At 73.0% G+C, this 22,515-nt stretch carries 19 protein-coding genes and 1 pseudogene; 12 read left to right on the plus strand and 8 right to left on the minus strand.

Going from position 1 to position 22,515, the window contains the following annotated elements; translation table 11 throughout:
* Positions 1–18: 18 nt before the first annotated feature.
* Positions 19–666: a hypothetical protein gene (locus H7827_RS13585; RefSeq protein WP_030733123.1), complete on the minus strand. Its 648-nt coding sequence runs from the start codon at positions 664–666 to the stop codon at positions 19–21.
* Positions 667–799: 133 nt separating this feature from the next.
* Positions 800–1,459, minus strand: coding sequence for a GntR family transcriptional regulator (locus H7827_RS13590; protein ID WP_386536967.1), 660 nt, complete (start codon positions 1,457–1,459; stop codon positions 800–802).
* A 118-nt stretch (positions 1,460–1,577) separates the two neighbouring features.
* On the opposite strand from H7827_RS13590, the gene H7827_RS13595 reads away from it, so the two are divergent.
* From H7827_RS13595 to H7827_RS13610, 4 genes are all read left to right on the plus strand, one after another.
* Positions 1,578–2,090 (plus strand): MarR family winged helix-turn-helix transcriptional regulator, encoded by a 513-nt coding sequence (locus H7827_RS13595; protein ID WP_432745326.1) that lies wholly within the window; start codon positions 1,578–1,580, stop codon positions 2,088–2,090.
* A 495-nt stretch (positions 2,091–2,585) separates the two neighbouring features.
* Positions 2,586–4,409: a protein kinase domain-containing protein gene (locus H7827_RS13600; RefSeq protein ID WP_432745328.1), complete on the plus strand. Its 1,824-nt coding sequence runs from the start codon at positions 2,586–2,588 to the stop codon at positions 4,407–4,409.
* 69 nt (positions 4,410–4,478) lie between these two features.
* Entirely contained in the window at positions 4,479–6,518 is a 2,040-nt protein-coding gene (locus H7827_RS13605) for a serine/threonine-protein kinase (RefSeq protein ID WP_432745330.1), read from the plus strand.
* 183 nt (positions 6,519–6,701) lie between these two features.
* Positions 6,702–9,011 carry a serine/threonine-protein kinase gene (locus H7827_RS13610; RefSeq protein WP_432745332.1) on the plus strand — a complete coding sequence of 770 codons (2,310 nt, stop codon included), beginning with the start codon at positions 6,702–6,704 and terminating at the stop codon, positions 9,009–9,011.
* 91 nt (positions 9,012–9,102) lie between these two features.
* Here H7827_RS13610 and H7827_RS13615 read toward each other — a convergent pair whose 3' ends face one another.
* Positions 9,103–10,386, minus strand: a complete 1,284-nt coding sequence (locus H7827_RS13615) for an adenylosuccinate synthase (protein ID WP_386541906.1) — start codon at positions 10,384–10,386, stop codon at positions 9,103–9,105.
* Between the two features lie 107 nt (positions 10,387–10,493).
* Here H7827_RS13615 and H7827_RS13620 point away from each other — a divergent pair, with 107 nt between their 5' ends.
* On the plus strand, positions 10,494–11,264 hold the full coding sequence (locus tag H7827_RS13620) for a diacylglycerol kinase (RefSeq protein WP_386541905.1): 771 nt from the start codon (positions 10,494–10,496) through the stop codon (positions 11,262–11,264).
* Here H7827_RS13620 and H7827_RS13625 read toward each other — a convergent pair.
* Complete coding sequence (locus tag H7827_RS13625; RefSeq protein ID WP_432745335.1) at positions 11,261–11,785, minus strand: GbsR/MarR family transcriptional regulator; 525 nt, start codon at positions 11,783–11,785, stop codon at positions 11,261–11,263. The genes H7827_RS13620 and H7827_RS13625 overlap by 4 nt on opposite strands.
* Positions 11,786–11,850: 65 nt before the next feature.
* On the opposite strand from H7827_RS13625, the gene H7827_RS13630 reads away from it, so the two are divergent.
* The 7 genes from H7827_RS13630 (at position 11,851) to H7827_RS13660 (ending at position 18,049) form a co-directional block, all read left to right on the plus strand.
* Complete coding sequence (locus tag H7827_RS13630; protein WP_386541901.1) at positions 11,851–12,771, plus strand: ABC transporter ATP-binding protein; 921 nt, start codon at positions 11,851–11,853, stop codon at positions 12,769–12,771.
* A complete protein-coding gene (locus H7827_RS13635) occupies positions 12,768–14,447 on the plus strand; it encodes an ABC transporter permease (RefSeq protein WP_432745337.1) in 1,680 nt (559 codons plus the stop codon). Before H7827_RS13630 ends, H7827_RS13635 begins: the two co-directional genes overlap by 4 nt.
* 236 nt (positions 14,448–14,683) lie before the next feature.
* Complete coding sequence (locus tag H7827_RS13640) at positions 14,684–15,283, plus strand: hypothetical protein (RefSeq protein WP_148236114.1); 600 nt, start codon at positions 14,684–14,686, stop codon at positions 15,281–15,283.
* A gap of 11 nt (positions 15,284–15,294) precedes the next feature.
* The gene (locus H7827_RS13645; protein ID WP_386541897.1) at positions 15,295–16,122 is read left to right on the plus strand and encodes a class F sortase; all 828 of its coding nucleotides are present in this window, start codon (positions 15,295–15,297) and stop codon (positions 16,120–16,122) included.
* Positions 16,123–16,257: 135 nt separating this feature from the next.
* Positions 16,258–16,626 carry a YbjQ family protein gene (locus tag H7827_RS13650; protein WP_030733097.1) on the plus strand — a complete coding sequence of 123 codons (369 nt, stop codon included), beginning with the start codon at positions 16,258–16,260 and terminating at the stop codon, positions 16,624–16,626.
* 9 nt (positions 16,627–16,635) lie between these two features.
* Positions 16,636–17,238 carry a DUF7691 family protein gene (locus tag H7827_RS13655; protein WP_432745340.1) on the plus strand — a complete coding sequence of 201 codons (603 nt, stop codon included), beginning with the start codon at positions 16,636–16,638 and terminating at the stop codon, positions 17,236–17,238.
* 97 nt (positions 17,239–17,335) lie between these two features.
* Positions 17,336–18,049 (plus strand): bleomycin resistance protein, encoded by a 714-nt coding sequence (locus H7827_RS13660; protein ID WP_432745342.1) that lies wholly within the window; start codon positions 17,336–17,338, stop codon positions 18,047–18,049.
* Between the two features lie 724 nt (positions 18,050–18,773).
* On the opposite strand, the pseudogene kynU reads toward H7827_RS13660, so the two are convergent.
* The 4 genes and pseudogenes from kynU to fbaA form a co-directional block, all read right to left on the minus strand.
* A pseudogene (kynU, locus tag H7827_RS13665) lies at positions 18,774–20,009 on the minus strand (kynureninase); the annotation flags it as partial.
* Positions 20,002–20,823 carry a tryptophan 2,3-dioxygenase gene (locus tag H7827_RS13670; protein WP_432745344.1) on the minus strand — a complete coding sequence of 274 codons (822 nt, stop codon included), beginning with the start codon at positions 20,821–20,823 and terminating at the stop codon, positions 20,002–20,004. The gene H7827_RS13670 and the pseudogene kynU, both read right to left, overlap by 8 nt.
* Positions 20,824–20,989: 166 nt before the next feature.
* Positions 20,990–21,403: a DUF3151 domain-containing protein gene (locus tag H7827_RS13675; protein ID WP_030733075.1), complete on the minus strand. Its 414-nt coding sequence runs from the start codon at positions 21,401–21,403 to the stop codon at positions 20,990–20,992.
* 51 nt (positions 21,404–21,454) lie between these two features.
* Positions 21,455–22,477 carry a class II fructose-bisphosphate aldolase gene (fbaA, locus tag H7827_RS13680; RefSeq protein ID WP_432745347.1) on the minus strand — a complete coding sequence of 341 codons (1,023 nt, stop codon included), beginning with the start codon at positions 22,475–22,477 and terminating at the stop codon, positions 21,455–21,457.
* Positions 22,478–22,515 lie beyond the last annotated feature (38 nt).

The raw sequence follows: 22,515 nt of genomic DNA on the forward strand, positions 1-22,515 counted from the left end.
GTCACGGCGGCGGCCGGATCAGCTGAAGACAATCATCGAGCCCTGCGCGAGGCTGCGGGTGGCGGCGGCGTGCAGGCCCAGCCACACATGGCGTTCGCGGGCGAACGGCCCGTCGTCCGCGTACCCCTGCGCCGGTTCGTCGAGCCGGGTGGGACGTCCGGGCGGGGGCGGGCTCGGGGGCGGGTGGAAGGGGTCGATGCCCAGCGCGGGGGCGACCGTCTCCAGCTCGCGCAGCAGACCGTGGCTGGAGCCCAGCGGCCCGCCGCCGGCCAGCAGCGAGTCGGTGACGAGCGGGTGCGGGAAGTCGACGGGGACGTACGCGCCGGCGTGGTCGAAGTGCCACACGAGGTGGGTCTGCTGGGCGGCGGCCTCGAACATCTCCAGCAGTTGCTGGTAGTCGCCGTCCAGGTCCTCGACCGGGGTGACGGGCAGCCCGCTGAGCCGCAGGAGGTAGGCGCGGCGCAGGAGATGGAGGGCCGTGTAGTCGAAGCCGGCGACGGGGGCGACGTCGCCCGACATGCCGGGGACGTAGCCGTGCACCGGGACGGGCGGGGCGCCGGCCTCGGCGAGGGCGCGGTCGTACTCGGCGAGTTCTTCGGCGAAGGGGTTGTCGGGGCTGTGGCACAGCACGTCGACAAGGGGGACCAGCCACAGATCACATGCCACGGCATCACGTTCTCTCAGGGGGGAGTTCGGCGGACGGCCCGGATGTGGTGCGGTACGGGCCTCGGTGTCGGTCGGTGTCGGTGTCGGTCGGCGACGGTGTCGTGGGGAGAGGTCTCCCCCGCCGTCGGCCCGGTCACGCCCCGGAGAGTTCGATCGCCAGCGCGAGGGTGTGGGCGCGGTGGGCACCGAGGAGCCGTTCGGTGTCCTTGGCGTCGCGGCGCTCCACGGCGTCGGCGAGTTCGAGGTGCCCCGACCAGAGCCGGCCGTCGAGGGAGTGCCGGCGGCGGAGATAGGGGACGGTGTACGCCCAGCACCGGACGCGCATCCGGTCCATGAACTCCCCGATGTGGGGGTTGGTGAGCAGCGCGTCGAACTCGCGCCAGAAGCGCAGGTCGTACCCGATGAGAATGTCGAGGTCGCCGCCGAGGGCGGCCTGCCGGGCGGCGGCGGCGCGGCGGCGGATGGAGGTGAACTCCCCGGGGTCGGCCTGCGGCAGAGCGAGAGTGGGGTTCTGGTGGAGCACGCCCTGGCAGACGAGCGCCTGCGCCTCGATCAGTCGTTCGAAGTCGCCGAGGGTGTCCTGGCGGATGCGGAAGCCCCGGTGCTGCTCGACCTCCAGCAGGCCCTGGGCGGACAGGTCCACCAGGGCTTCGCGCACGGGGGTGGCGGAGACACCGTAGTGCTCGGCGATCTCCCGCACGGTGAACTCGCCACCGGGGGCCAGCCGGCCGGCCAGGATCTCTTCCCGCAGGGCATCGGCGAGTTGCTCGCGCAGGGTACTGCGTTGAATCACGCCGACCCACACTACAGTTCCCCGATTTCATTGACAGCATTCTGTCCACTTGACAGGATATTGTCATGAGCAGTGAGACGGCGGGAACACCCCCGCGGCGCTTCCTGGACGCCGGCGCGTGAGCGGGGAACGGGCCAGGGGCGCGGAAGCCGCCGCCGGGGCGGGGGCCGGGGCCGAGCGGCAGGCGCTGCTCTCGGGGACGGCACTGACGGCCTTCCGGCTGAACGGACAGTTCCTGTCGGTCGCCGAGGGGCTGGCCCGGCCGGCGGGACTGACGGCCGCCCGGTGGCAGGTGCTGGGCGCGGTCGCGGACGAACCGCTGCCGGTGTCGGGCATCGCGCGGGCCATGGGCATCAGCCGGCAGAGCGTGCAGCGGATCGCGGACCTGCTGGTGGAGAGCGGCCTCGCGGCGTACGAGCCCAATCCGGCGCACCGGCGGGCGAAGCTGTTCGGGCCCACGGCCGAGGGCCGGGAGGCGATGCGCGCGATCGGCCCGGACCACGCGGCGTTCGCGGACCGGCTGAGCGCGGCACTGGGCGGGGACGGGGAGTTGACGCGGGCACTGGCGACCCTGCGCCGGCTGAGCGAGGCCCTCGACCGGCTGGAGGCGGAGAATCCACCGAACGGATGATGTCACTCTCTGTAATCATTCGCTACGCTCGTGGTGACGGTGGACTCGACGCGGGGGTGAGCGTGATGAGGGAGCGGGCGATGCGCGAGCGGGCGATGGAGGCGTGGCTCGCCCGGCCGGCGGGGCGGGTGGGCCGGTGGCGGGGCACGGGTGCCGCGCGGGCGGCCCTGCGGGGCCGCCGCCCCGATCCCGGGGGCGGCGCCGGAGCCCGGGCGGGAGGCCGGACGGGGAGCCGGGGTGAAGGTCCGGTGAAGGGCCCGGCACAGGCGGGCGGGCGGCGCGGAAGGGCCGAGCCGGGCGATACAGGCGGTATGCCGGGTTCGGGCACCACGAAGGGCACGCACCGTACATACGGCGTATGCTGCGTGGCCGTGCCGGGTGCCCGCGGCCCTGCCCGCACGGGCAGTTCATGGGCTCCTGCGATGCGGACCCGGCTGACCGGCCTCTATTCTCGGTGGCGTTCGGGACCGCAATACGGGGAGGGAAACGCCGCTCATGCGACCGCTCGCGCCCGAAGACCCGCCCACCATCGGCGGCTACCAGCTGCTGGGCAAGCTCGGCGAGGGCGGAATGGGGCAGGTCTACCTGGCCCGGTCCGACCGCGGCCGCACCGTGGCCGTCAAGACCGTGCAGCCGGCCCTGGCCAGGGAACCGGAGTTCCGGCGGCGGTTCGCCCAGGAGATCACCATCGCCCGCAAGGTCGGCGGGCAGTGGACCGCGCCGGTGCTCGACGCCGACACCGACGCCGACACCCCCTGGGTGGCGACCGGCTACATCGCCGGCCCCGCCCTCAACCAGGTGGTGTCGGAGGACTACGGGCCGCTGCCCGAGAAGTCCGTCCTGACCCTGGCCTCCGGGCTGCTGCTGGCGCTGCGGGACATCCACGCCGTCGGCCTGGTGCACCGGGACCTCAAGCCCGCCAACGTACTGATCACCATCGACGGGCCGCGCGTCATCGACTTCGGTATCGCGCGCGCCTACGACGGGGTGACCGGTGGCGGCCTCACCCGGACCGGTTCGGTGATCGGCTCGCCGGGCTTCATGTCGCCCGAGCAGATCATGGGCAAGCGGCTGTCGGCCGCCAGCGACGTGTTCTGCCTCGGCTCGGTGCTGGCGTACGCCGCCACCGGCAAGCTGCCGTTCGGCACCACCGACAGCGGCGGGCACGCCCTCATGTACCGGATCGTGCAGGAGGAACCCGAGCTGGAGGGGGTGCCCGACGGGCCGCTGCACGAACTGATCAGCGGCTGTCTGCACAAGGACCCCGAGGTGCGGTCCTCCGTCGACTCGCTGCTGGAGCTGACCGGCAGCGAGCCGCCGAGCGGCGCCTGGCTGCCCGCCGAAGTGCTGGCCCAACTGGGACGGCACGCCGTCCAGTTGCTGGACCGGGAGGACCCCCTGCCGGTCGGCGGGCGGGCCGGCCCGGCGGCGGGCGAACAGCCGGCGCAGCCGACGGTGCCGCCGGCCGTCGCCCTGGCCGAGACCCCGCCGCACGGCGGGCCGCAGGCCGCCCCGGCGTACAGCGGTGTGCCCTCCGCCCCGGCCGGGTTCGGCCCCGCGCTCACCACGCCCCTGGTCTCCCCGGTCCCCGCACACGCGGGGCGCGCCGCCGCACCGCGGCCGCCGCACGCGGGTCCCGGGGGCAACGGCGGCCACGGCCCCGGGGGCCGCCCGCACGGCACCAAGCCCGTGAAAGGGCTGGCCAAGACGCTGACCTGGCTGCTGGTGCTCGCGGCGGTCGTCTCCACGTTCAGCCTGAGCCAGTACATCGACATCGCCGAGCGGATGACGGGCTGGGGCGGCACCGACTTCTCGGGCTTCACGGACAGCAGTGAGATCCGCAGCATCGCGACGCTGACCGAGATCATCGGCATCAGCGCCCTGCTGCTCCAGTGCGTGATGATCGTGGTGTGGCTGATCTGGTTCCACCGGGTGCGGCACAACGCCGAGATCTTCGCGCCGGGCCAGATCCGGTACGGCAAGGGGATGGCCATCGGGTCCTGGTTCATTCCGATCGGCATGCTCTTCCTGCCCCGGGGCATCGCCCGGGACATCTGGCGGGCCAGCCATCCCCAGGCGTACCCGTCCATGAAGACGGTCGACTTCTGGTGGGTGCTGTGGGCGCTGTGGATGGCCTGCCTCCACCTTCCGCTCGCCTGGGACTCCTGGGAGAGCGTGTCGAGCATCGAGTCGGCCCAGGTGGTGCTCGGGGTGATGCTGGTGAGCGAGTTCATGCTGTTCGTGGCCTCCATCGCCGCCATCGTCTTCGTCCAGCGGCTCAGCCGGCTTCAGGAGCAGAGGATGGTCAACGCGGCTTGACAGAGCCGCGCCGGGGGGCCTCTATCCTCAGTGAGGCATGAAGGTTTCGAACGGGGGAGTTCGTTTCGCATGGACCCGCTGACGCCACAGGACCCGCAGCGCATAGGTGAGTACCGGCTGCTGGCCAGACTGGGCGAGGGCGGCATGGGCCAGGTGTACCTGGCCCGTTCCGACCGCGGCCGCACCGTCGCCGTCAAGACCATCCGCGGTGAGCTCGCGCGGGAGCAGGACTTCCGGCGGCGGTTCGCCCTGGAGATCACCGCCGCCCAGCGGGTCGGGGGCCGCTGGACCGCGCCCGTCCTGGACGCCGACACCGAGGCGGCGACGCCCTGGGTCGCCACCGGCTACATCGCCGGCCCCTCCCTGCACCAGGTGGTGGGCCGCGACTTCGGGCCGCTGCCGGAGCGCAGCATCCGACTGCTGGCCAACGGTCTCACCGCGGCGCTGCGCGACATCCACGCCGCCGGCCTGGTGCACCGCGACCTCAAGCCGTCCAACGTGCTGTTGACGATCGACGGGCCCCGGGTCATCGACTTCGGCATCGCCCGCGTCCTGGAGTCGGAGCCCGGCGCCGGAGTGACGCGGACCGGGGCCACGGTCGGCTCCCCCGGATTCATGTCCCCCGAGCAGATACGCGGCCAGCGGCTGACCCCCGCCAGTGACGTGTTCTGCCTGGGCTCGGTACTCGCGTACGCGGCCACCGGGCGCACCCCGTACGGGGCACTGGACAGCGGGGCGCACATCCTGCTGTTCCGGATCGCCGAGGAGGAGCCGGAACTCGACGGCATACCCGCCCCGTTGCGTGGCCTGATCTCCGCGTGTCTGGCGAAGGAACCGGCGGCCCGCCCCACCCTGGACGACCTGGAGCGCCACACGGCGGCCGAACGCGACGGCGAACCCTGGCTGCCGGGCGCGCTGGTGGCCCAGCTGGGGCGGCACGCCGTCCAGTTGCTGGACTCCGAGGACCCGGAGAGCCGCACCGACACCCCGGCGGTGACCCCGCCCGCGTCCTCGCCCGAGCCCTCTTCCCCCAACCCGACGGCGCTCGCGACCCCGGCGACGCCCGTGCAGCAGCAGCCCGCTGCGGCCCAGCCGCCGCATCTCCAGTCCACCTTCGGCGGCCCGGTGCCCTCCCCCTACAGCCGGCCGGGGGCGGCCCCCGGCCCGTACGCGCACCACTCGGGCGGGTTCGGCCCGCCTTCCCAGCAGGTGTACACGCACCAGCCGCACCAGCCCCCGGGGCGCGCCGCCGGCCGCCGGCTGTCCGGCCCGGCGATCGCGGGCATCTGCGTCGCCTTCGTCGCCCTGATCGGGGGCGGCATCATCACCGCCAACGTCATCAACGGCAACGGAGGCGGTGGCGGTGGCGGTGGCGAAGCGATCACCGAGGCGTATCTGGGCTCCTGGCAGGGCGAGTACACCACCGTGGACGACGAGGGCGAGAACGTCTGGCACGGGGTGCGGCTGGATGTCGTCCAGGGCGAGGAGGGCGAGAACGTCGGCACGGTGACCGCCGTGACCGACTATCTGCTGTGCTCGTACGACATGCGGCTCAGCTCCTTCGACAAGGACGCGGACGAGCTGGGCTTCCGGGCCGAGCCCGCCTGGAGCGTGCCCGCCGACGAGGTGGACGGCGAGTGCCCCACCCCCGGCACCCCCGAGGTGCAGCGGATGGTGGCCCTCGGCGAAGGGGACATGACGCTCGCCCTGGCCGGCGAGGAGATCGATCTGGAGCGCGCCGGGAGCGACGCGGTACCCGATCTGCTGGTCGGCGAGTGGGGCGACACCTGGACCGACGAGGACGGCGTCGAGTGGGCCACCACCCTGACCGTCTCCGAGGGCACCATCGGTGAGGTGGTGCTCACCTACGAGGAGTGGAACGACGATCGCGGCACCTGTGTGTGGGAGAACAACCTCGCGCAGGTCTTCGACCGGGATGTCGTCCTGGGGCCGGACGTCTACGTGGAGTCCGCGTCCGCCGCGAGCCTGGAGTCCTGCGGCGCATTCAGTGCTCCCCGGCTGACGGTCGCGCGGGGCACCAATGACACGATCACAGTCGGCTGGATCGACGATCCGGGCGGCCGGACCCTGGACTTCTACCGGCAATAGCGGCTGACACGACTACTGATCAGTAAGTGATCGGTATTCGATGATCCAGATCACAAATTGGCAAGGATCGCAAGCTCACACCCGAGAACGGGAACCGGTTACGGTTCGGCTTCTGTCCCCATGTGTACGTACAGGCACCCGTATCCTCAGGGGGCTTACGCGAGCGAAGAGGAGTACCACAGCATGAAACCGCTCGGGCCCACCGATCCCCAACGTGTGGGCCAGTACAGGCTGCTGGGGAAATTGGGCGCCGGCGGGATGGGCAGCGTCTATCTCGCCCGTTCCGACCGTGGACGCACGGTGGCCGTAAAACTCGTGCAGCCCGAACTCGCCCGGCAGCCCGAATTCCGCCGCCGCTTCCAGCAGGAGGTCGAATCCGCCCGCCGGGTCGGCGGGGAGTTCACCGCGCCGGTGCTGGACTGCGACACCGAGGCCGAGACGCCGTGGGTGGCGACCGGCTACGTGGCCGGCCCCTCCCTGCACGAGGTGGTCACCTCCACCTACGGCAAGCTGCCCGAGCGCACGCTGCTGATCCTCGCGAACGGTCTCGTCAAGGCGCTGCGCGACATCCACGCGGCCGGCCTGGTGCACCGTGACTTCAAGCCGTCCAACATCATGCTCACCATCGACGGCCCGCGGGTCATCGACTTCGGCATCGCCCGCGCCCTGGAGGCCCACGGCGAGGGGCTGACCCGTACCGGCGCGGCCGTCGGTTCGCCGGGCTTCATGTCGCCCGAGCAGTGCCGCGGTGAACTGGTCACCCCGGCCAGCGACATCTTCTGCCTGGGGTCGGTGCTGACGTTCGCCGCCACCGGGCACACCCCGTTCGGCGACGCCAACAGCGCGATGCACGCGCTCATGCTGCGGATCGTCCAGGACGAGAAGAACCTGGACGGCGTGCCGGACGGCATCCGCCCGCTGATCGAGGACTGCCTGGCGCAGTTCCCCGGCGAACGGCCCGGGCTGAGCGCGCTGCTGGAGCGGACGGTCGACGCCGACGAGATCGGCGACGACGAGCCGTGGCTGCCGGGCGCCCTGATCGCCAAGCTCGGCAAGCACGCCGTGGAACTGCTGGACTCCGAGGACCCGCTGGTGGCCCCGCCCCGGCCGGCCATGTCGCCGCCGCCGGCGATGCCGTCCGCGCCGCCGTCCTCGGTGAACGCCCCGGCCGCGCCCGCGTCGCCGCCGCCGAACTCCGGCCCGCCGAGCGCCCCGGTGACCCCGCCGCCGCCCGGTGCCCTGCCGACCCCGACGCAGCTGGCGGCCCCCGGGACCCCCGGAGCCCCGGGCACCCCGCCGCCGAGCCCGGTGCCGGGACAGGGTCCGGGCAGCATGGACGCGATGCAGACCATGACCTCGGCGATGCCGCCGCCGGGGGTGTACGGCACGGCCCAGCCCACGCCGTACGGCCAGCCCACCACCGGTTACGGCTACCCGGGGCAGCAGGGCCCCGGCTACGGCTACCCGCAGGGCCCCGGCCCCGGACAGCCGACGCCGTACGGGCACCAGAGCATGAACGCGGTCTACCCGATGGGCCCCGGCGGCCCCGGTGCTCCCGGCGGACCGGGCGGGCAGAACGGCAAGAAGAAGTTCACCTGGCTCATCGTCGCGGCGGCGGTGGCCGTCTTCGGCATCGCGGTGGGCGTGGCTCTGGCCCTGACCAGCGGTGACGACGACAAGAACAACCAGGCGGACCCGGACCCCAGCCCGACCCAGCAGACCGACCCGCAGACGGACCCGGAGCCGGACCCCGAGCCCGAGCCGGACCCGGTCGAAGAGGTCCCGGGGAACATCGACCCGAACGAGATCCCGTACGACATCTACAACGCGTGGGAGGCGGAGGTCGAGAACCCCTCCGGCAAGACCGCGCTGCGCCGGATGGAGGTCTCGTACGACGACGACTACAACCCCCACCTCACCACCTGGGACCTGTACGGCGACGTGCTGTGCAAGGGCGAGGGCCAGCTGCTGGACACCACCGGCGGGGTGCTGACGTTCACCAACGAGATGACCGAGACGGTGCCCAGCTCGGCCTCGTGCTCGGCGCTCGGCAACCAGACGCTGGAGATGGACGGCTCCGAGGTCAACTGGACCGTCCCCGACGCGGGTATGGAGGCCGACTTCGAGCTGGCCGTCGCCGGCGTGCAGCGCGATTCGATGCCGTACGCGCTGATCTCCAAGTCCTGGGTGGTGGACATCCCGGGTGCGGGCTCGGCCACCGTCTCCCCCGAGACCATCGCCTACCCGGGCCAGAAGGCGCTGACCGTCAGCGGTTCTTCCTGCACCTGGGAGTTCCAGATGGTGTCCGGCGACATCAACGGCGACGGCATGACCGTCAGCCCGGGTGAGGTCACCAGCGGCGGTTGCGACCCGCTGCCCGCCTACTACGTCACCTCCGACGAGGACAGTGAGGCGCCGGAGCTGACGATGGAGCCCGTGGAGGGCGCGACCCTCTCGGAGACGCTGACGGGCGAGTACCAGAGCCCGTACTGACGGAGGGCGTCGCCGTACCCGGCGACGACGAACGGCCGGGGCCGGAACGCGTTCCGCGTTCCGGCCCCGGCCGTTGTACCGAGAGGCCCGGTTACAGGAACGAGTTGATCTGGATCGTCTCGTCCCGCCCGGGGCCGACGCCGATCGCGGAGATCGGGGCGCCGGAGAAGTCCTCCAGGGCCTGCACGTACCGCTGCGCGTTGACCGGCAGGTCCTTCACCGAGCGCGCCTTGGTGATGTCCTCGCTCCAGCCGGGCAGGTACTCGTACACCGGCTTGGCGTGGTGGAAGTCGGTCTGGCTGTAGGGCAGTTCCTCGACCCGGCGACCGTCGATCTCGTACGCCACGCAGACCGGGATGCGCTCCCAGCCGGTGAGCACGTCCAGCTTGGTGAGGAAGAAGTCGGTGAGCCCGTTGACCCGGGTCGCGTACCGCGCGATCACCGCGTCGAACCAGCCGCAGCGCCGGTCGCGCCCGGTGGTGACGCCGAACTCGCCGCCGATGCGCCGCAGCGCCTCGCCGTCCTCGTCCTCCAGTTCGGTCGGGAAGGGACCGGCGCCGACCCGCGTCGTGTACGCCTTGAGAATCCCGATCACCCGGCTGATCTTCGTCGGGCCGATGCCCGCGCCCGTGCAGGCACCGCCCGCCGTCGGGTTGGAGGAGGTGACGAAGGGGTACGTGCCGTGGTCGACGTCCAGCAGCGTGCCCTGGCCGCCCTCCAGCAGCACGACCTTGTCCTCGTCGATCGCCTGGTTGAGGAGGAGGGTGGTGTCGGCGACGTACGGGCGCAGCCGGTCGGCGTAGCCGAGCAGTTCGCCGGTGATCTCGTCGATGCCGATGGCGCGGCGGTTGTACAGCTTGGCCAGCAGCTGGTTCTTCTGGTCGAGGGCCGCCTCGACCTTCTGCCGCAGGATCGATTCGTCGAACAGGTCCTGGACCCGGATACCCTGCCGGTTGATCTTGTCGGCGTAGGTCGGGCCGATGCCACGACCGGTGGTGCCGATCTTCCGCTTACCCAGGAAGCGTTCGGAGACCTTGTCGAGGGTCTGGTGGTAGGGGGTGATGAGGTGGGCGTTGCCGCTCACCAGCAGCCGCGAGGTGTCCACCCCGCGGGCGTTCAGGCCGTCCAGCTCGGAGAAGAGGACCTTGGGGTCGATGACGACGCCGTTGCCGATGACCGGGGTGCAGCCGGGGGAGAGAATGCCGGAGGGCAGCAGATGCAGCGCGTACTTCTGGTCGCCGACGACGACCGTGTGACCGGCGTTGTTGCCGCCCTGGTAACGCACCACGTAGTCAACCGAACCGCCGAGCAGATCGGTGGCCTTGCCCTTGCCTTCATCACCCCACTGAGCGCCGAGCAGCACAAGTGCGGGCACAGGCGTACACCCCTTCCGAGCGGGGCATGGGAAAGTCAGCTGCCCCGGATCGACGAAACCCCTGGCGCAATCGCGACAGGGGCTCTTGCACAGAGAGCTTACGGGAGATGGGGGCGGGAGGCGAACAGGTGCTCATCGTCATCGACCCGGCGGCACGGCGTGCGGATGGGGAATCGGTAAGGATCGCGCGCGATGTGCTGTGCGCGGGTGTGGGGGCGGGTGAGGCCAAGGTCCGCATACTGGAGGGCCCGCAGGCCATGTCGAGGGCGCTGGCCCGGCGCGGCAGCCACCGGGTGGTGATCGTCGGGGACGACCGGGCGCTGGTCCGGGCGGTACGGGCGCTGCACCGCGCGGGAGAGCTGGCGGTGGCGCCGCTGGCGATGGTGCCGGTGGGCGCGGGCCCGGCGGTGGCGCTGGCGCGCGGCCTCGGGGTGCCGACGGACGCGGTGGCCGCCTCGCGGGCGGTGCTGGCGGGCGCGGACCGGTCGCTGGACCTGCTGACGGACGACGCGGGGGACGTGGTGCTCGGCGCGCTGGGTATTCCCGCCCCGCGTCCGCCGCTGGTGCCGTGGTGGCGGCGCGGGTTCGGCACCGCCCAGGTCCGCGGTGAGCGGCTGCGGGTGGAGGCGGACGGGCGGGTGCTGGTGGTCGGCGACCGGCCGGTGACGGCGGTGTCGGTGCGGGCCGCGGGCGGGCTGGCCGAGGTGGTGGTCCGGGGCGGTTCCGAGGTACGGGTGCGGGCGGCGTCGGTGACGGTGACCGGGCAGACGGGGCAGGGGTTCCGGTACCGGGCGGACGCGATGGACTGCGGGCCGACCCGGGCGCGGACCTGGACCGTGCTGGAGGGCGGACTGCGGCTGCGGATGCCGCCGGGCTAGTCGGTGCCGGTGCCGGTGCCGGCGCCGGTGCGCTTCCGTTCGCGCCAGCGGTCCAGCATCCCGCTCAGCTCCTCCTGGAGGAAGAACATGAAGTCGGCGGTCTCGGCCAGCCGTTCGGCGGCCGGGGTGCCGGGGCCGACGATCTCGACCCCGGCGCGCATGCTGGCGCTCCAGCGCTCGATGATCGGCTCGCGGTGGACCAGGGCGGCGAACCACACCTGCTGGTGGAGGCGGTAGCGCTCGCGCCGGGAGCCGGGCTCGCGTTCGCGGCTGACCATGTGGACATTGGCGAGGTAGCGCACGCCGCCGGAGACGGCGGCCGGGCTGACCTGGAGCCGGCGGCCGATCTCGGCGGCGCTGAGGACCCCCTCCTCCGAGGCCATCAGGCAGGCGAAGATCCTGGCCGGCATCCGGGCCATGCCGGCTTCGATGAGGTCCGCGGCGAACCGTTCCACGAAGGCCGCCACGGCCGCCTCGTCCCGGGGCTGCTGATCGTTCACCTGCTCATACTCCCATCTCATCGCGGCCGTCCCTCTTGGCGCTTTCTTAACTTCACACATTACTGAAAGTTCGATAACTTCGAGAGATGACCCAGGCAACTCCCCCCACCGCCATCGAGGTGACGGGGCTCGTGAAGACCTTCGGCAGGACCCGCGCCCTCGACGGCCTCGACCTGACCGTCCGCTCCGGTGAGGTGCACGGCTTCCTCGGCCCCAACGGCGCCGGCAAATCCACCACCATCCGTGTGCTGCTCGGCCTGCTGCGCGCCGACACCGGCACGGCCACACTGCTCGGCGGCGACCCGTGGGCCGACGCGGTGGCCCTGCACCGGCGGCTGGCCTACGTTCCTGGCGACGTCGAACTGTGGCCCTCCCTCACCGGCGGCGAGGCCATCGACCTCCTCGGCCGGCTGCGCGGCGGACTCGACGCGCGGCGCCGCGCGGAGCTGATCGAGCGCTTCGACCTCGACCCGACGAAGAAGGGCCGCACCTACTCCAAGGGCAACCGGCAGAAGGTGGCCATCGTCGCCGCCCTCGCCTCCGACGCCGAACTTCTCCTGCTGGACGAGCCCACCGCCGGCCTCGACCCGCTCATGGAGGTCGTCTTCCAGGACGTCATCCTCCAGGCCAAGGCCGCCGGGAAGACCGTGCTGCTCTCCAGCCACATCCTGGCCCAGGTCGAGAAGCTGTGTGACCGGGTGAGCATCATCCGGCTCGGGAAGACCGTCCAGAGCGGCACCCTCGACGAGATGCGGCACCTGACCCGCACCACCATCGAGGCGGTCACCGAGCGCCCGTCCGCCGCGCTCGCCCAGCTCGCCGGGGTGCACGACCTGCGCGGCGGCGAGGCGCCCGGGGAGGTTCGCTTCACGGTGGACGGCGCCCGGCTGGACACGGTGGTGCGGGAGCTGTCCGGGTACGGGGTCAGGTCGCTGGTCAGCCATCCGCCGACCCTCGAGGAACTCATGCTGCGGCACTACGGCGACGAACTGGCGGCCCACCGGTGACCGCCGCCACCACGACGGCTCCCGGCACCGCGCCCCTGCCCCCGCCCGCCCGGGACAGGGCCCCGGCCGGCGCGCTGACCGGCACCGGCGTCCTGCTGCGCTTCGCACTGCGCCGCGACCGGGTACGGCTGCCGGTGTGGATCGGCGCCCTCGTCCTGGGCACCGCCTCCTCCCTGGCCAGCTTCGAGTCCACCTACGCGGACGCCGCCGACCGGCAGGCCGTCGCCGACACCCTCGGCAGCCCGGCCGGGCTCGCCATGACGGGACCCGCCCGCTACCTGGAGGGCGACTACGGCTTCGGCGCGATGCTCGGCCACCAGATGCTCGGCTTCGTCCTGGTCGTGGTCGGACTCATGAGCGTCCTCACGGTGGTGCGGCACACCCGGGCCGAGGAGGAGAGCGGGCGCGCCGAGCTGCTGCGGGCCGGCGTGCTGGGGCGGCACGCCCAGCTGGCGGCGGCGCTCGTGCTCGCCGCGCTCGCCAACGTGCTGCTGGGGCTCGGGGTGACGGCCGCCGTGGTGGGACAGGGCGCCGGGGGCGCGCTGCTGTACGGGGCGGCGCACACCGCCACCGGGCTCGTGTTCGCGGCGCTGGCGGCCGTCGCCGTACAGATCACCCCGTACGCGCGCGGTGCCTCCGGCCTGGGGCTGGCCGCCATCGGGGCGGCGTACGCGCTGCGGGCGGTCGGCGACGTGGGCGGGGACGGCGGCAGCTCCGCGCTGTCGTGGCTGTCGCCGATCGGGTGGGCCCAGCGGACCTATGTGTTCGCCGGCGACCACTGGTGGCCGCTGCTGCTGTCGGTGGCGCTGGCGGCGGCCGGAGTGTGGGGCGCGTTCGCCCTGTCGGTACGCCGGGACGTGGGCGCCGGGTTGCGCGCGCAGCGGCTGGGCTCCCCGACCGGCTCCGCCGCCCTCGGCCACCCGCTGGGGTTCGCGCTGCGGCTGCACCGGGGCGTCCTGGTGGCGTTCGCCGCCGGGCTCGCGCTGCTGGGGGTGATGTACGGCTCGATCCTTGGCGATGTCGAGAAGATGATCGAGGACATCGAGGCGGTGCGGGAGCAGGTGGCGCGGGCCGGCGGGGCGACCGTGGCCGAGTCCTTCCTGTCCGTGGTGCTGATCGTCCCGGCGATCGTGGCCGCGGTGTACGTGGTGATGGCGGCGCTGCGGCCGCACGCCGAGGAGAGCGCGGGGCGGGCGGAGCCGTTGCTGGCGACGGGCCTGTCCCGTACCCGGTGGGCCGGTTCCCATCTGCTGGTGGCGCTGGCGGGCGGCACCGCCGTGCTGGCGGTGGGCGGTCTCGCCCTCGGCGCCACCGGCGCGCTGTCGGGGTCGGACGGCTCGCTGCTGTGGAAGACGCTGGGCGCGGCGCTGGCGTACGCCCCCGCGCTGTGGGTCACGGCCGGGCTCGCGGCGGTGCTGTACGGATGGTTCCCGCGCGCGAGCGCCGCCGCGTGGATCGTCCCGGCGTACGCATTCGTGTGCGGCTATCTGGGGGAATTGGTCGGCTTCCCCTCCTGGCTGAACGATCTCTCCCCCTTCGGCCACGTCCCGCAGCTGCCCGCGGCGGCCCTGGACGGGGCCGCGTGGCTGTCCCTGCTGACGCTCACCGCGCTGGCCGCGGCCCTGCTGGCGCTTGGCCTGGCGGGCTTCGGCAGGCGAGATCTGGACACCAAGTAGGGCCCGCGGAAGCACCTCGCGGGAGCACAATGGAAGGGAGGGAGGGCGGTGTCCACACCCCCTTCCCGAGACGCCCGGCCGTCCTTTCCCCCGAGGGGCGGTCGGGCCCTTCCGTAGGCCGTCGCGGTGCACCCGTACCCCGGTACGGAGCAACGCGGCACCCGCAGGGACGCACTCCGGATGCGGATCACATGACCCACTGTTCGCATAGGTGACAACCCGTCACGCCACCGCGCGTGCCGTTCGCCGACGACCCGGAGGTCATCGCTCCTATGAAGTCCCAGTCACCGCGAAGGACGTCCACGACCGGGCGCCGCCTGGTCACCGGCGTCGCCGCCGCCTTTCTGACCCTCGGTCTGGCCGCCGCTCCCGCCGTCGCCGGAGGCGACAACAAGGGCAGCCAGACCACCAACCCGCCGCTGTCCATCAGCCCGAGCGCGGGCGGTGCCGGTACCTCCGTCACCGTCCGGTCCACCTGCCAGCCGGGCGGGCCCGCCACCTCGGAGGCGTTCCAGGCCGACATCAACCTGGCCACCAAGGAGTCGGACGGCCGCTGGTTCGGCACCGGCAAGATCAGGACCAGCGGCCTGACCATCGGCAAGAGCTACCCGGTCACCCTGGTCTGCGCCGATGGCGTCACCCTGACGACCAACTTCACCTTCACCTCGGCGACCCCCTCCGGTGGCGCGGGGGCCGGCTTCGGCGGCACGGCGGACGGTGGCAGCACCGCCCAGACCACGGCGCTGGCCGTCGGCGGCGGTCTCGCCGTCGCCGGCGCGGTGGGTTACGTGTTCCTCGCCCGGCGCCGCCGCTCCGCCGGTAACCACTACTACTGATGGGCACGAGCGTGACTGAGATCCTGCGCGGCCTCCTGGGCGGTCCGGCCGCTCTCGTACGCCGGGCGGGCGAGCGCTACCGTTGCGCCCGCTCCCGTCCGGGTACCCCGAGCGGGCGGCGCCGTCCGGCGCCGCGCGGCCGGGGTCTCAGACACGCCGCTGCCCAGCGTCCGGCCTCCAGCCTGACCCGGTTCCAACGGCTCGCGCGCCGCAGCCGCCGCTACGAGGTGGCGGCTGCGGTGGCGGCGGTGACGGTCGGTCTGACGGCCGGCATCTGGCCGCCGGAGCCGGTGATCGAGTTCGGCAAGCAGCAGACCGCGGCGGCCGAGGCCGAGGCCAGCCCGACGATCGGCCCCTCCTACACGGGCGCCGAGGGATACGGGGCCCCGTTGCCCCGCTCCCGCCCGACCCGGGTCCGCGTGCCCTCCCTGGGCACGGACGTCGAGGTCTTCGGCGCCCAGCTCGACCCGGACGGCGGCCCGCCCACCCCGGCCGAGGAGGACGCCATGCGCGCCGCCTGGTACTCCGGCGGCGTCTCCCCCGGTGAGCGCGGGGCGGCCCTGCTGGTCGGCCACCTCGACACCTACGTCGGCCCGGCGGCCTTCGCGGGCCTGGCGAACCTCCAACCCGGCGAGACGGTGGAGGTCGACCGGGAGGACGGCACCATGGCGACCTTCATCGTGGACGCGGTGGAGATGTACGCCAAGAACAACTTCCCCTCCGACCTCGTCTACGGCTCGGACGACACCCCCCAGCTCCGCCTCATCACCTGCGGCGGCGCCTGGTCGGCGGCGACGGGCTACGACTCCAACATCGTGGCGTACACACACCTGGCATGACCGCGCCCCGATGCCGGGATTCCCGCCGGCCCACGGCCCGGCCGGCGGAGCGGATCACCGGTGGGCGTCCGGAGTCGCGGGCGGCCTCCGCACACCTTCTCGCCATCACCCGCCGCCCGGCCTAGGCTTGTGGGCATGAGCATCGACGATTTCGGCGGCGGCCCGAGCGCGGCCGCGGGAGTGCTGGTGGTCACGACCAACGACATCCCGGGGCGCCGGGTCACCGAGGTGATCGGTGAGGTCTTCGGGCTGACGGTGCGTTCGCGGAACCTCGGCAGCCAGATCGGTTCGGGCATCAAGTCGATGTTCGGCGGCGAACTGCGCGGGCTGACCAAGACGCTCGCCGAGTCCCGGGCCCAGGCCGTGGAGCGGCTGATGGAACAGGCCCGGGCGCGCGGCGCCAACGCGGTGCTGGCGATGCGGTACGAGGTCAGCACGGCGGACTTCGGCACCGAGGTGTGCGCGTACGGCACGGCGGTCCGCCTGGCGGACGCCGACTCCTAGACTCGCGCCATGAGTTACGCACTGAGCCTGTATCTCGTCGATCCCGCGCTGGTGCGCGGCGTCGTCGGCGGCGGGGACGAGAAGCAGCGGCGGATGATGGGCGGCCGCTTCAAGCGGGAACTCGACCGGGACGACGAGTGGTTCGCCGATCGGATAGCCGAGGGGGCGCCCACGGCGTACGAGGCGCTGCGCGCGGTGGTCGACGGTGGCCCGTTCGAGAAGGCGCACGCCTTCCAGTACGCGTACGCCTACCAGCGGATCTGTGCCTTTCACGGCCGGCCGCTGGACAACAACAGCTTCTCGCCCTTCCGGTACGGATGGCTGGGCCGGGTGGACGAGGGTCTGGCGCAGCTGGGCGTCACCGCGGTGGACGTCACCTCCTTCACGTACCACGACTTCCCCGGCCCGTTGCCGCGCCCCGACGACGTGCCGGGGCACGGCGTGTGGAGCGCGGCCGACTGTGCCCGCGCGCTGACGCAGTGGGAGTCCACCACCCGCGAGCAGCGGTCCGCGCTGGACGGGGAGGTCCTGGAAGCCGTCGAGTCGGTCGCGGAGTGGCTCCGCCGGGCGGCGGCGAAGCCGGGCGCCGGTGTCATGGGGTTCTTCGCCTGAGCGCGAGCACCGCCGCGCGCCGTCCCGGGAGGCGGTGCGCGGCGGTGCTCCGCGCCGCCACAGGCGCCGGTAGTCAAACTTGACTAGAGTCGGCGGCATGACCGAGAAAACCATTCCGCTCCTCACCTGTCCGGCCATCGCACCGGTCGCCGAGTTCTACACCTCGCTCGGCTTCGCGGTGACCTTCGAGCAGCACAGCCCGTACGCCTACCTCGTCGTCGAACGCGGCACGGTCGAGCTCCAGTTCTTCGGCATGAAGAACTTCGACCCGGCCACCTCCCTCGGCGGCTGCTACATCCTCACCGACGAGGTCGACGCCCTGCACGAGATCTTCCGGGCCGGCCTCAAGGAGACCTACGGGAAGGTGCCCACCCGCGGCATACCGCGGATCGGGCCGCTGAAGGACATGGCGTACGGCGTGCGGCAGTTCCTCATGACCGACCCCGGTGGGAACTCGATCCGGGTCGGGCAGCCGACCGGCGGCGACGGACACATCGAGCCCGCGCCCAAGGACACCTTCGAGCGCGCCCTGCACTTCGCGGCGCTCTTCGCCGACTCCAAGGAGGACCTGCCGGGCGCGGCCAAAGTGCTGGACCGGGTGCTGGCGCTGACCCACCAGCGGCCCACGCCGGTGCAGCGCGCGCGGCTGCTGATCCTGCGCGCCGATGTCGCGCACCGCGCCGGGGAGGACGCCGCCGCCGTCACCCGGCGCCTGGACGAGGCGGCGGCCGTCCCGCTCTCCGACGCGGAACGGGCCACCGTCCCCGACGACCTCGCCCGGCTCGCCGAACTGCGGCTCAGCCTCGCCTGAGGAGGCCGGTCAGCCGGGCGCCCGCCGCTGTCCCGGGGTCCATCGGCGCGTAGTGACCGGTCTCCGGCAGCGGGATCACCGTCGCGCCGTGCCGGGTGGCGTACGCCAGCGAGTGGGCGAGCGGCACCTGCCCGTCCTCCGTGCCGTGCAGCACGGTCACCGGACCGGGCGGAGTCGGCAGACGCAGCGGATCGGCCTGCGGGTGCGGCCCGCCCAGGTGGTCGCGGACCGCGCCCGCGCCCAGGCCCAGCCGGTCGGCCGCGACCAGGTCGGCGACCGGGGAGACCACGACCGTACGGGCCACCCGGCGGTGGTGGCCGGCCGCCGCCCACAGCGCCAGCTGGCCGCCGGCCGAGTGGCCCGCCAGGGTGAGAGGCGTGCCGCCCGGCAGGGCGTCCAGGGCGGCGCGCACGTCCTCGGCGGCGTGCGGCCAGCACCCCGGCCCCCGGCGGTACTCGATCAGCGCCGCCGGGACGCCGTGCCGGGCCAGTGCCGCCGCGAGCGGGGCCAGATGGGCGCGGTCGTAGCTCTCGCGCCACCAGCCGCCGTGCACGATCACCACCCGCGGCTCCCCGTCCCCGTACAGGTCCACGAGCTGTGCGGGATGCGGGCCGTACCGCAGGGTGCGGTCGGGCGCGGCCGGGGGCCGGGAGAGCAGGGCGGCGGCCTCGTCGGCGTCCCGGCCGGTGTCGGGCGCCCCCGCGCCAAAGGGCGGGGCCGGGGTCCCGGCGAGCACCTCGGTCAGCACCCGCGCCGCGCGGTCCGCGTCGGCGAAGGAGGTGTACAGCGGGGTGAAGCCGAAGCGCAGCACGTCCGGTTCACGGAAGTCCGCCACCACCCCGCGCCGGGTCAGCTCCGCCGTGACCCGGCGCGCGTCCGGGCAGCGCAGGGCGACCTGGCTGCCGCGCCGGGCCGGATCGGCGGGGGTGATGCTGGGCAGCAGCCCGGCGAGCCGGCGTTCGAAGAAGGCGGTCAGGGCCAGGCTCTTGGCCCGCACCGCGGCCATGTCGACGCCGTCCCACACCTCCAGCGCGGCCTCCAGGGCGAGCAGCGACAGGATCTCCGGGGTGCCCACCCGGCCGCGCGGGGCGCCGTCGGCCGGGCGGTAGCGGGGGGACATCGCGAACGGCTCCGCGTGCGAGTTCCACCCGGGGAGCGGCGAGTCGAACGCCTCCTGGTGCCCGGAGCGCACGTACAGGAACGCGGGAGCGCCGGGGCCGCCGTTGAGGTACTTGTAGGTGCAGCCGACCGCGAAGTCCACGCCGTCCGCGTCCAGCGCGAGCGGCAGGGCGCCCGCGCTGTGGCACAGGTCCCACACCGCCCGGGCGCCCGCCGCATGGACCGCCGCCGTGATGCCGGGCAGGTCGCGCAGCTCGCCGGTGCGGTAATCCACGTGGTTGACGAGCACCGCGGCCGTACGCGGCCCGGCTTCCGCCGCGATCCGCTCGGCGGGGACGGGGCGCAGCGTCCGGCCCGTCATCCGGGCCGCGGAGTCCGCTATGTAGCCGTCGGTGGGGAAGGTGGCGGCGTCCACCAGGATCTCGTCACGGTCGGAGGGCGCGATCCGGACGGCGGCGACCACGGCCTTGAAGACGTTCACGCTCGTCGAGTCACCCACCACCACCTGGCCGGGCGCGGCCCCGAGCAGCGGGGCGATCCGGTCGCCGACCCGTTCGGGGGCGGTCCACCAGCCGGACTCGGTCCACGAGCGGATCCGCAGCTGCCCCCACTCGCGGGACACCACCTCGGCGAGGCGGTCCGGGACCGTACGGGGCAGGGCGCCCAGCGAGTTGCCGTCGAGGTAGACGGTGTCGTCCAGGACGAACGCGGCGCGTTTGGCGCGCAGGGGGTCGGCCGCGTCCAGGCGCCGCGCCTCGGCGCCGGGTTCGCCCGCGTCAGCGGCCACCGCCGGTGCCCCGGCCCCGGTGGCTGTCTCCGTCCCGGTCCCGGCTTCAGACATAGCTGCGCGCCGTCCACAGTTCGGGGAAGACGTTCTTGGCGGCACGTTTCTCCAGCCAGGCGACCCCGGCGGAGCCGGCCGTCCCGGTCTTGCCGCCCATCGCCCGCCGGGTGGCGACCAGATGGTCGTTGCGCCAGCGCCACACGAGCTCGGCGACCTCGGTCAGCGCCTCCCCCAGCCGCTGGAGGGGACCGTCGCCGGCCGCGTACACCCGCTGCCAGGCCGCCTCCACCTCCGGGTGCGGCTCGTAGCGGGCGCTGAAGTCGCGGCCGAGCACCTCGGCGGGCAGCGGCCGATCGCCGTGCCGGGAGAGGTAGGCCAGCGCCTCGTCGTACAGTCCGGGCTCGTGCAGGGCCTTGGCCAGCTCGTCGTGGACCTTCGGGGTGCCGCGGTGCGGGACCAGCATGGCGGCGGACTTCTCGCCGAGCAGGAACTCCATCCGCCGGTACATCGCCGACTGGAAGCCCGAGCCCTCCCCCAGCGCCGCCCGGTAGGCGTTGAACTGCCCCGGGGTGAGGTGGGCCAGCGGCTCCCAGGAGGCGTTGAGCGCGCTCAGCTCGTACCCGGAGCGGCGCAGCGCCTCCAGCGCGCGCGGGAGGTCATCACCGCGCAGCGCGTCGGCGGCGGTCCGCCATTCGTGCACGATCACGGTGAACCACAGCTCCATGACCTGGGTGGTGACGAGGAACGCCATCTCGCCCGGGTCCTTCGAGAGCGGGCGCTGGAGGTGGGTCAGCACCTCGGCCCGTACATAGTCCTCGTACGGCGTGCTGCCGTCGTAGTGCAGCGTCGGCTCGCCGGGGGTGTCCGACATCTCGCTGGCTCCTTCACGCTGGTCCGTGCGCCTGCGTACTTCCCGGGATCGCCGGGGTACAGCCGCAGAGTACGTCCCCCGGGCCCGAAGAGCGCCCCCGCGTGGTGTGCGGGGGCGCTCTCGTGGTCACGGGCGTCGCGCGGGCCCGGCGATCAGGTGCGGGGGTTCAGGACAGCGTCTGGGCCGCGGTGGGCGAGCTGTCGCGCAGGAAGGTCGTGCAGCGCTCGTACTCCTCCTGCTCCCCGATGGCCTGCGCGGCGCGCGCCAGCGCGTGCAGGGCGCGCAGGAAGCCCCGGTTCGGCTCGTGCTCGAACGGGATGGGGCCGTGCCCCTTCCAGCCGCTGCGGCGCAGCGCGTCCAGGCCGCGGTGGTAGCCGGTGCGGGCGTACGCGTAGGAGGCGACGGGAGCGCCCTCGGCGAACGCGTCGTCGGCGAGCTGGGCCCAGACCAGGGAGGAGGCCGGGTACTTGGCGGCCACCTCGGAGGGGGCGGTGCCGGACGCGAGCAGTTCGCGCGGCTCCGGGTCGTCGGGCAGGTGGGTCGGGGGCGGACCCCCGAGCAGGTTCTCGTGAAGGGACATGTGGTCCAGTCTGCCTGCTCGGGGGCGCCTTTCACCTCGGTGCCCGGGGTGTCACTTCAGGCGGGTGCCGGTGGAACGCAGGTCGCCGCAGGCCTGGGTGACGCGGGCGGCCATGCCGGCCTCGGCGAGCTTGCCCCAGCTGCGGGGGTCGTAGGTCTTCTTGTCGCCGACCTCGCCGTCGACCTTCAGCACGCCCTCGTAGTTGCGGAGCATGTGGTCGGCGACGGGCCGGGTGAAGGCGTACTGGGTGTCGGTGTCGAGGTTCATCTTCACCACGCCGTTGCCCAGCGCGATGGCGATCTCCTCGCGGGTGGAGCCGGAGCCGCCGTGGAAGACGAAGTCGAAGGGGCTCTGCTTGCCGTAGCGCTCGCCGACACCCTCCTGGAGGTCCTTGAGCAGCTCGGGGCGCAGGACGACGTTGCCGGGCTTGTAGACGCCGTGCACATTGCCGAAGGAGGCGGCCAGCAGGTAACGGCCCTTCTCGCCCAGGCCCAGCGCCTCGGCGGTGCGCAGGGCGTCCTCGACGGTGGTGTACAGCTTGTCGTTGATCTCGTGGGTGACGCCGTCCTCCTCACCGCCGGTGGGGGTGATCTCCACCTCCAGCACGATCCTGGCGGCGGCGGCGAGGGCCAGCAGTTCCTCGGCGATCTCCAGGTTGTCCTTGAGGGTCTCGGCGGAGCCGTCCCACATGTGCGACTGGAAGAGGGGGTTGAGGCCGCGGTCGACGCGCTCCTTGGAGAGCTGGAGCAGCGGGCGCACGTAGCCGTCCAGCTTGTCCTTGGGACAGTGGTCGGTGTGCAGCGCGATGTTCACCGGGTACTTCGCGGCGACGACATGGGCGAACTCGGCCAGCGCGGTCGCGCCGGAGACCATGTCCTTGTCGTACTGGCCGCCCAGGAACTCGGCGCCGCCCGTGGAGATCTGTACGATGCCGTCGCTCTCCGCCTCGGCGAAGCCGCGCAGTGCGGCGTGCAGGGTCTGCGTCGAGGTGACGTTGATGGCGGGGTAGGCGAACTGGCCTGCCTTCGCCCGGTCGAGCATCTCGTTGTAGACCTCGGGAGTTGCGATGGGCATCTGTCCGCTCCTTGGTATCCGTGCGGTTCCGCGTCCCG

It is taken from the genome of Streptomyces sp. JH002, assembly GCF_050916115.1.
GTDB classification, from domain to species: Bacteria; Actinomycetota; Actinomycetes; order Streptomycetales; family Streptomycetaceae; genus Streptomyces; species Streptomyces xiamenensis.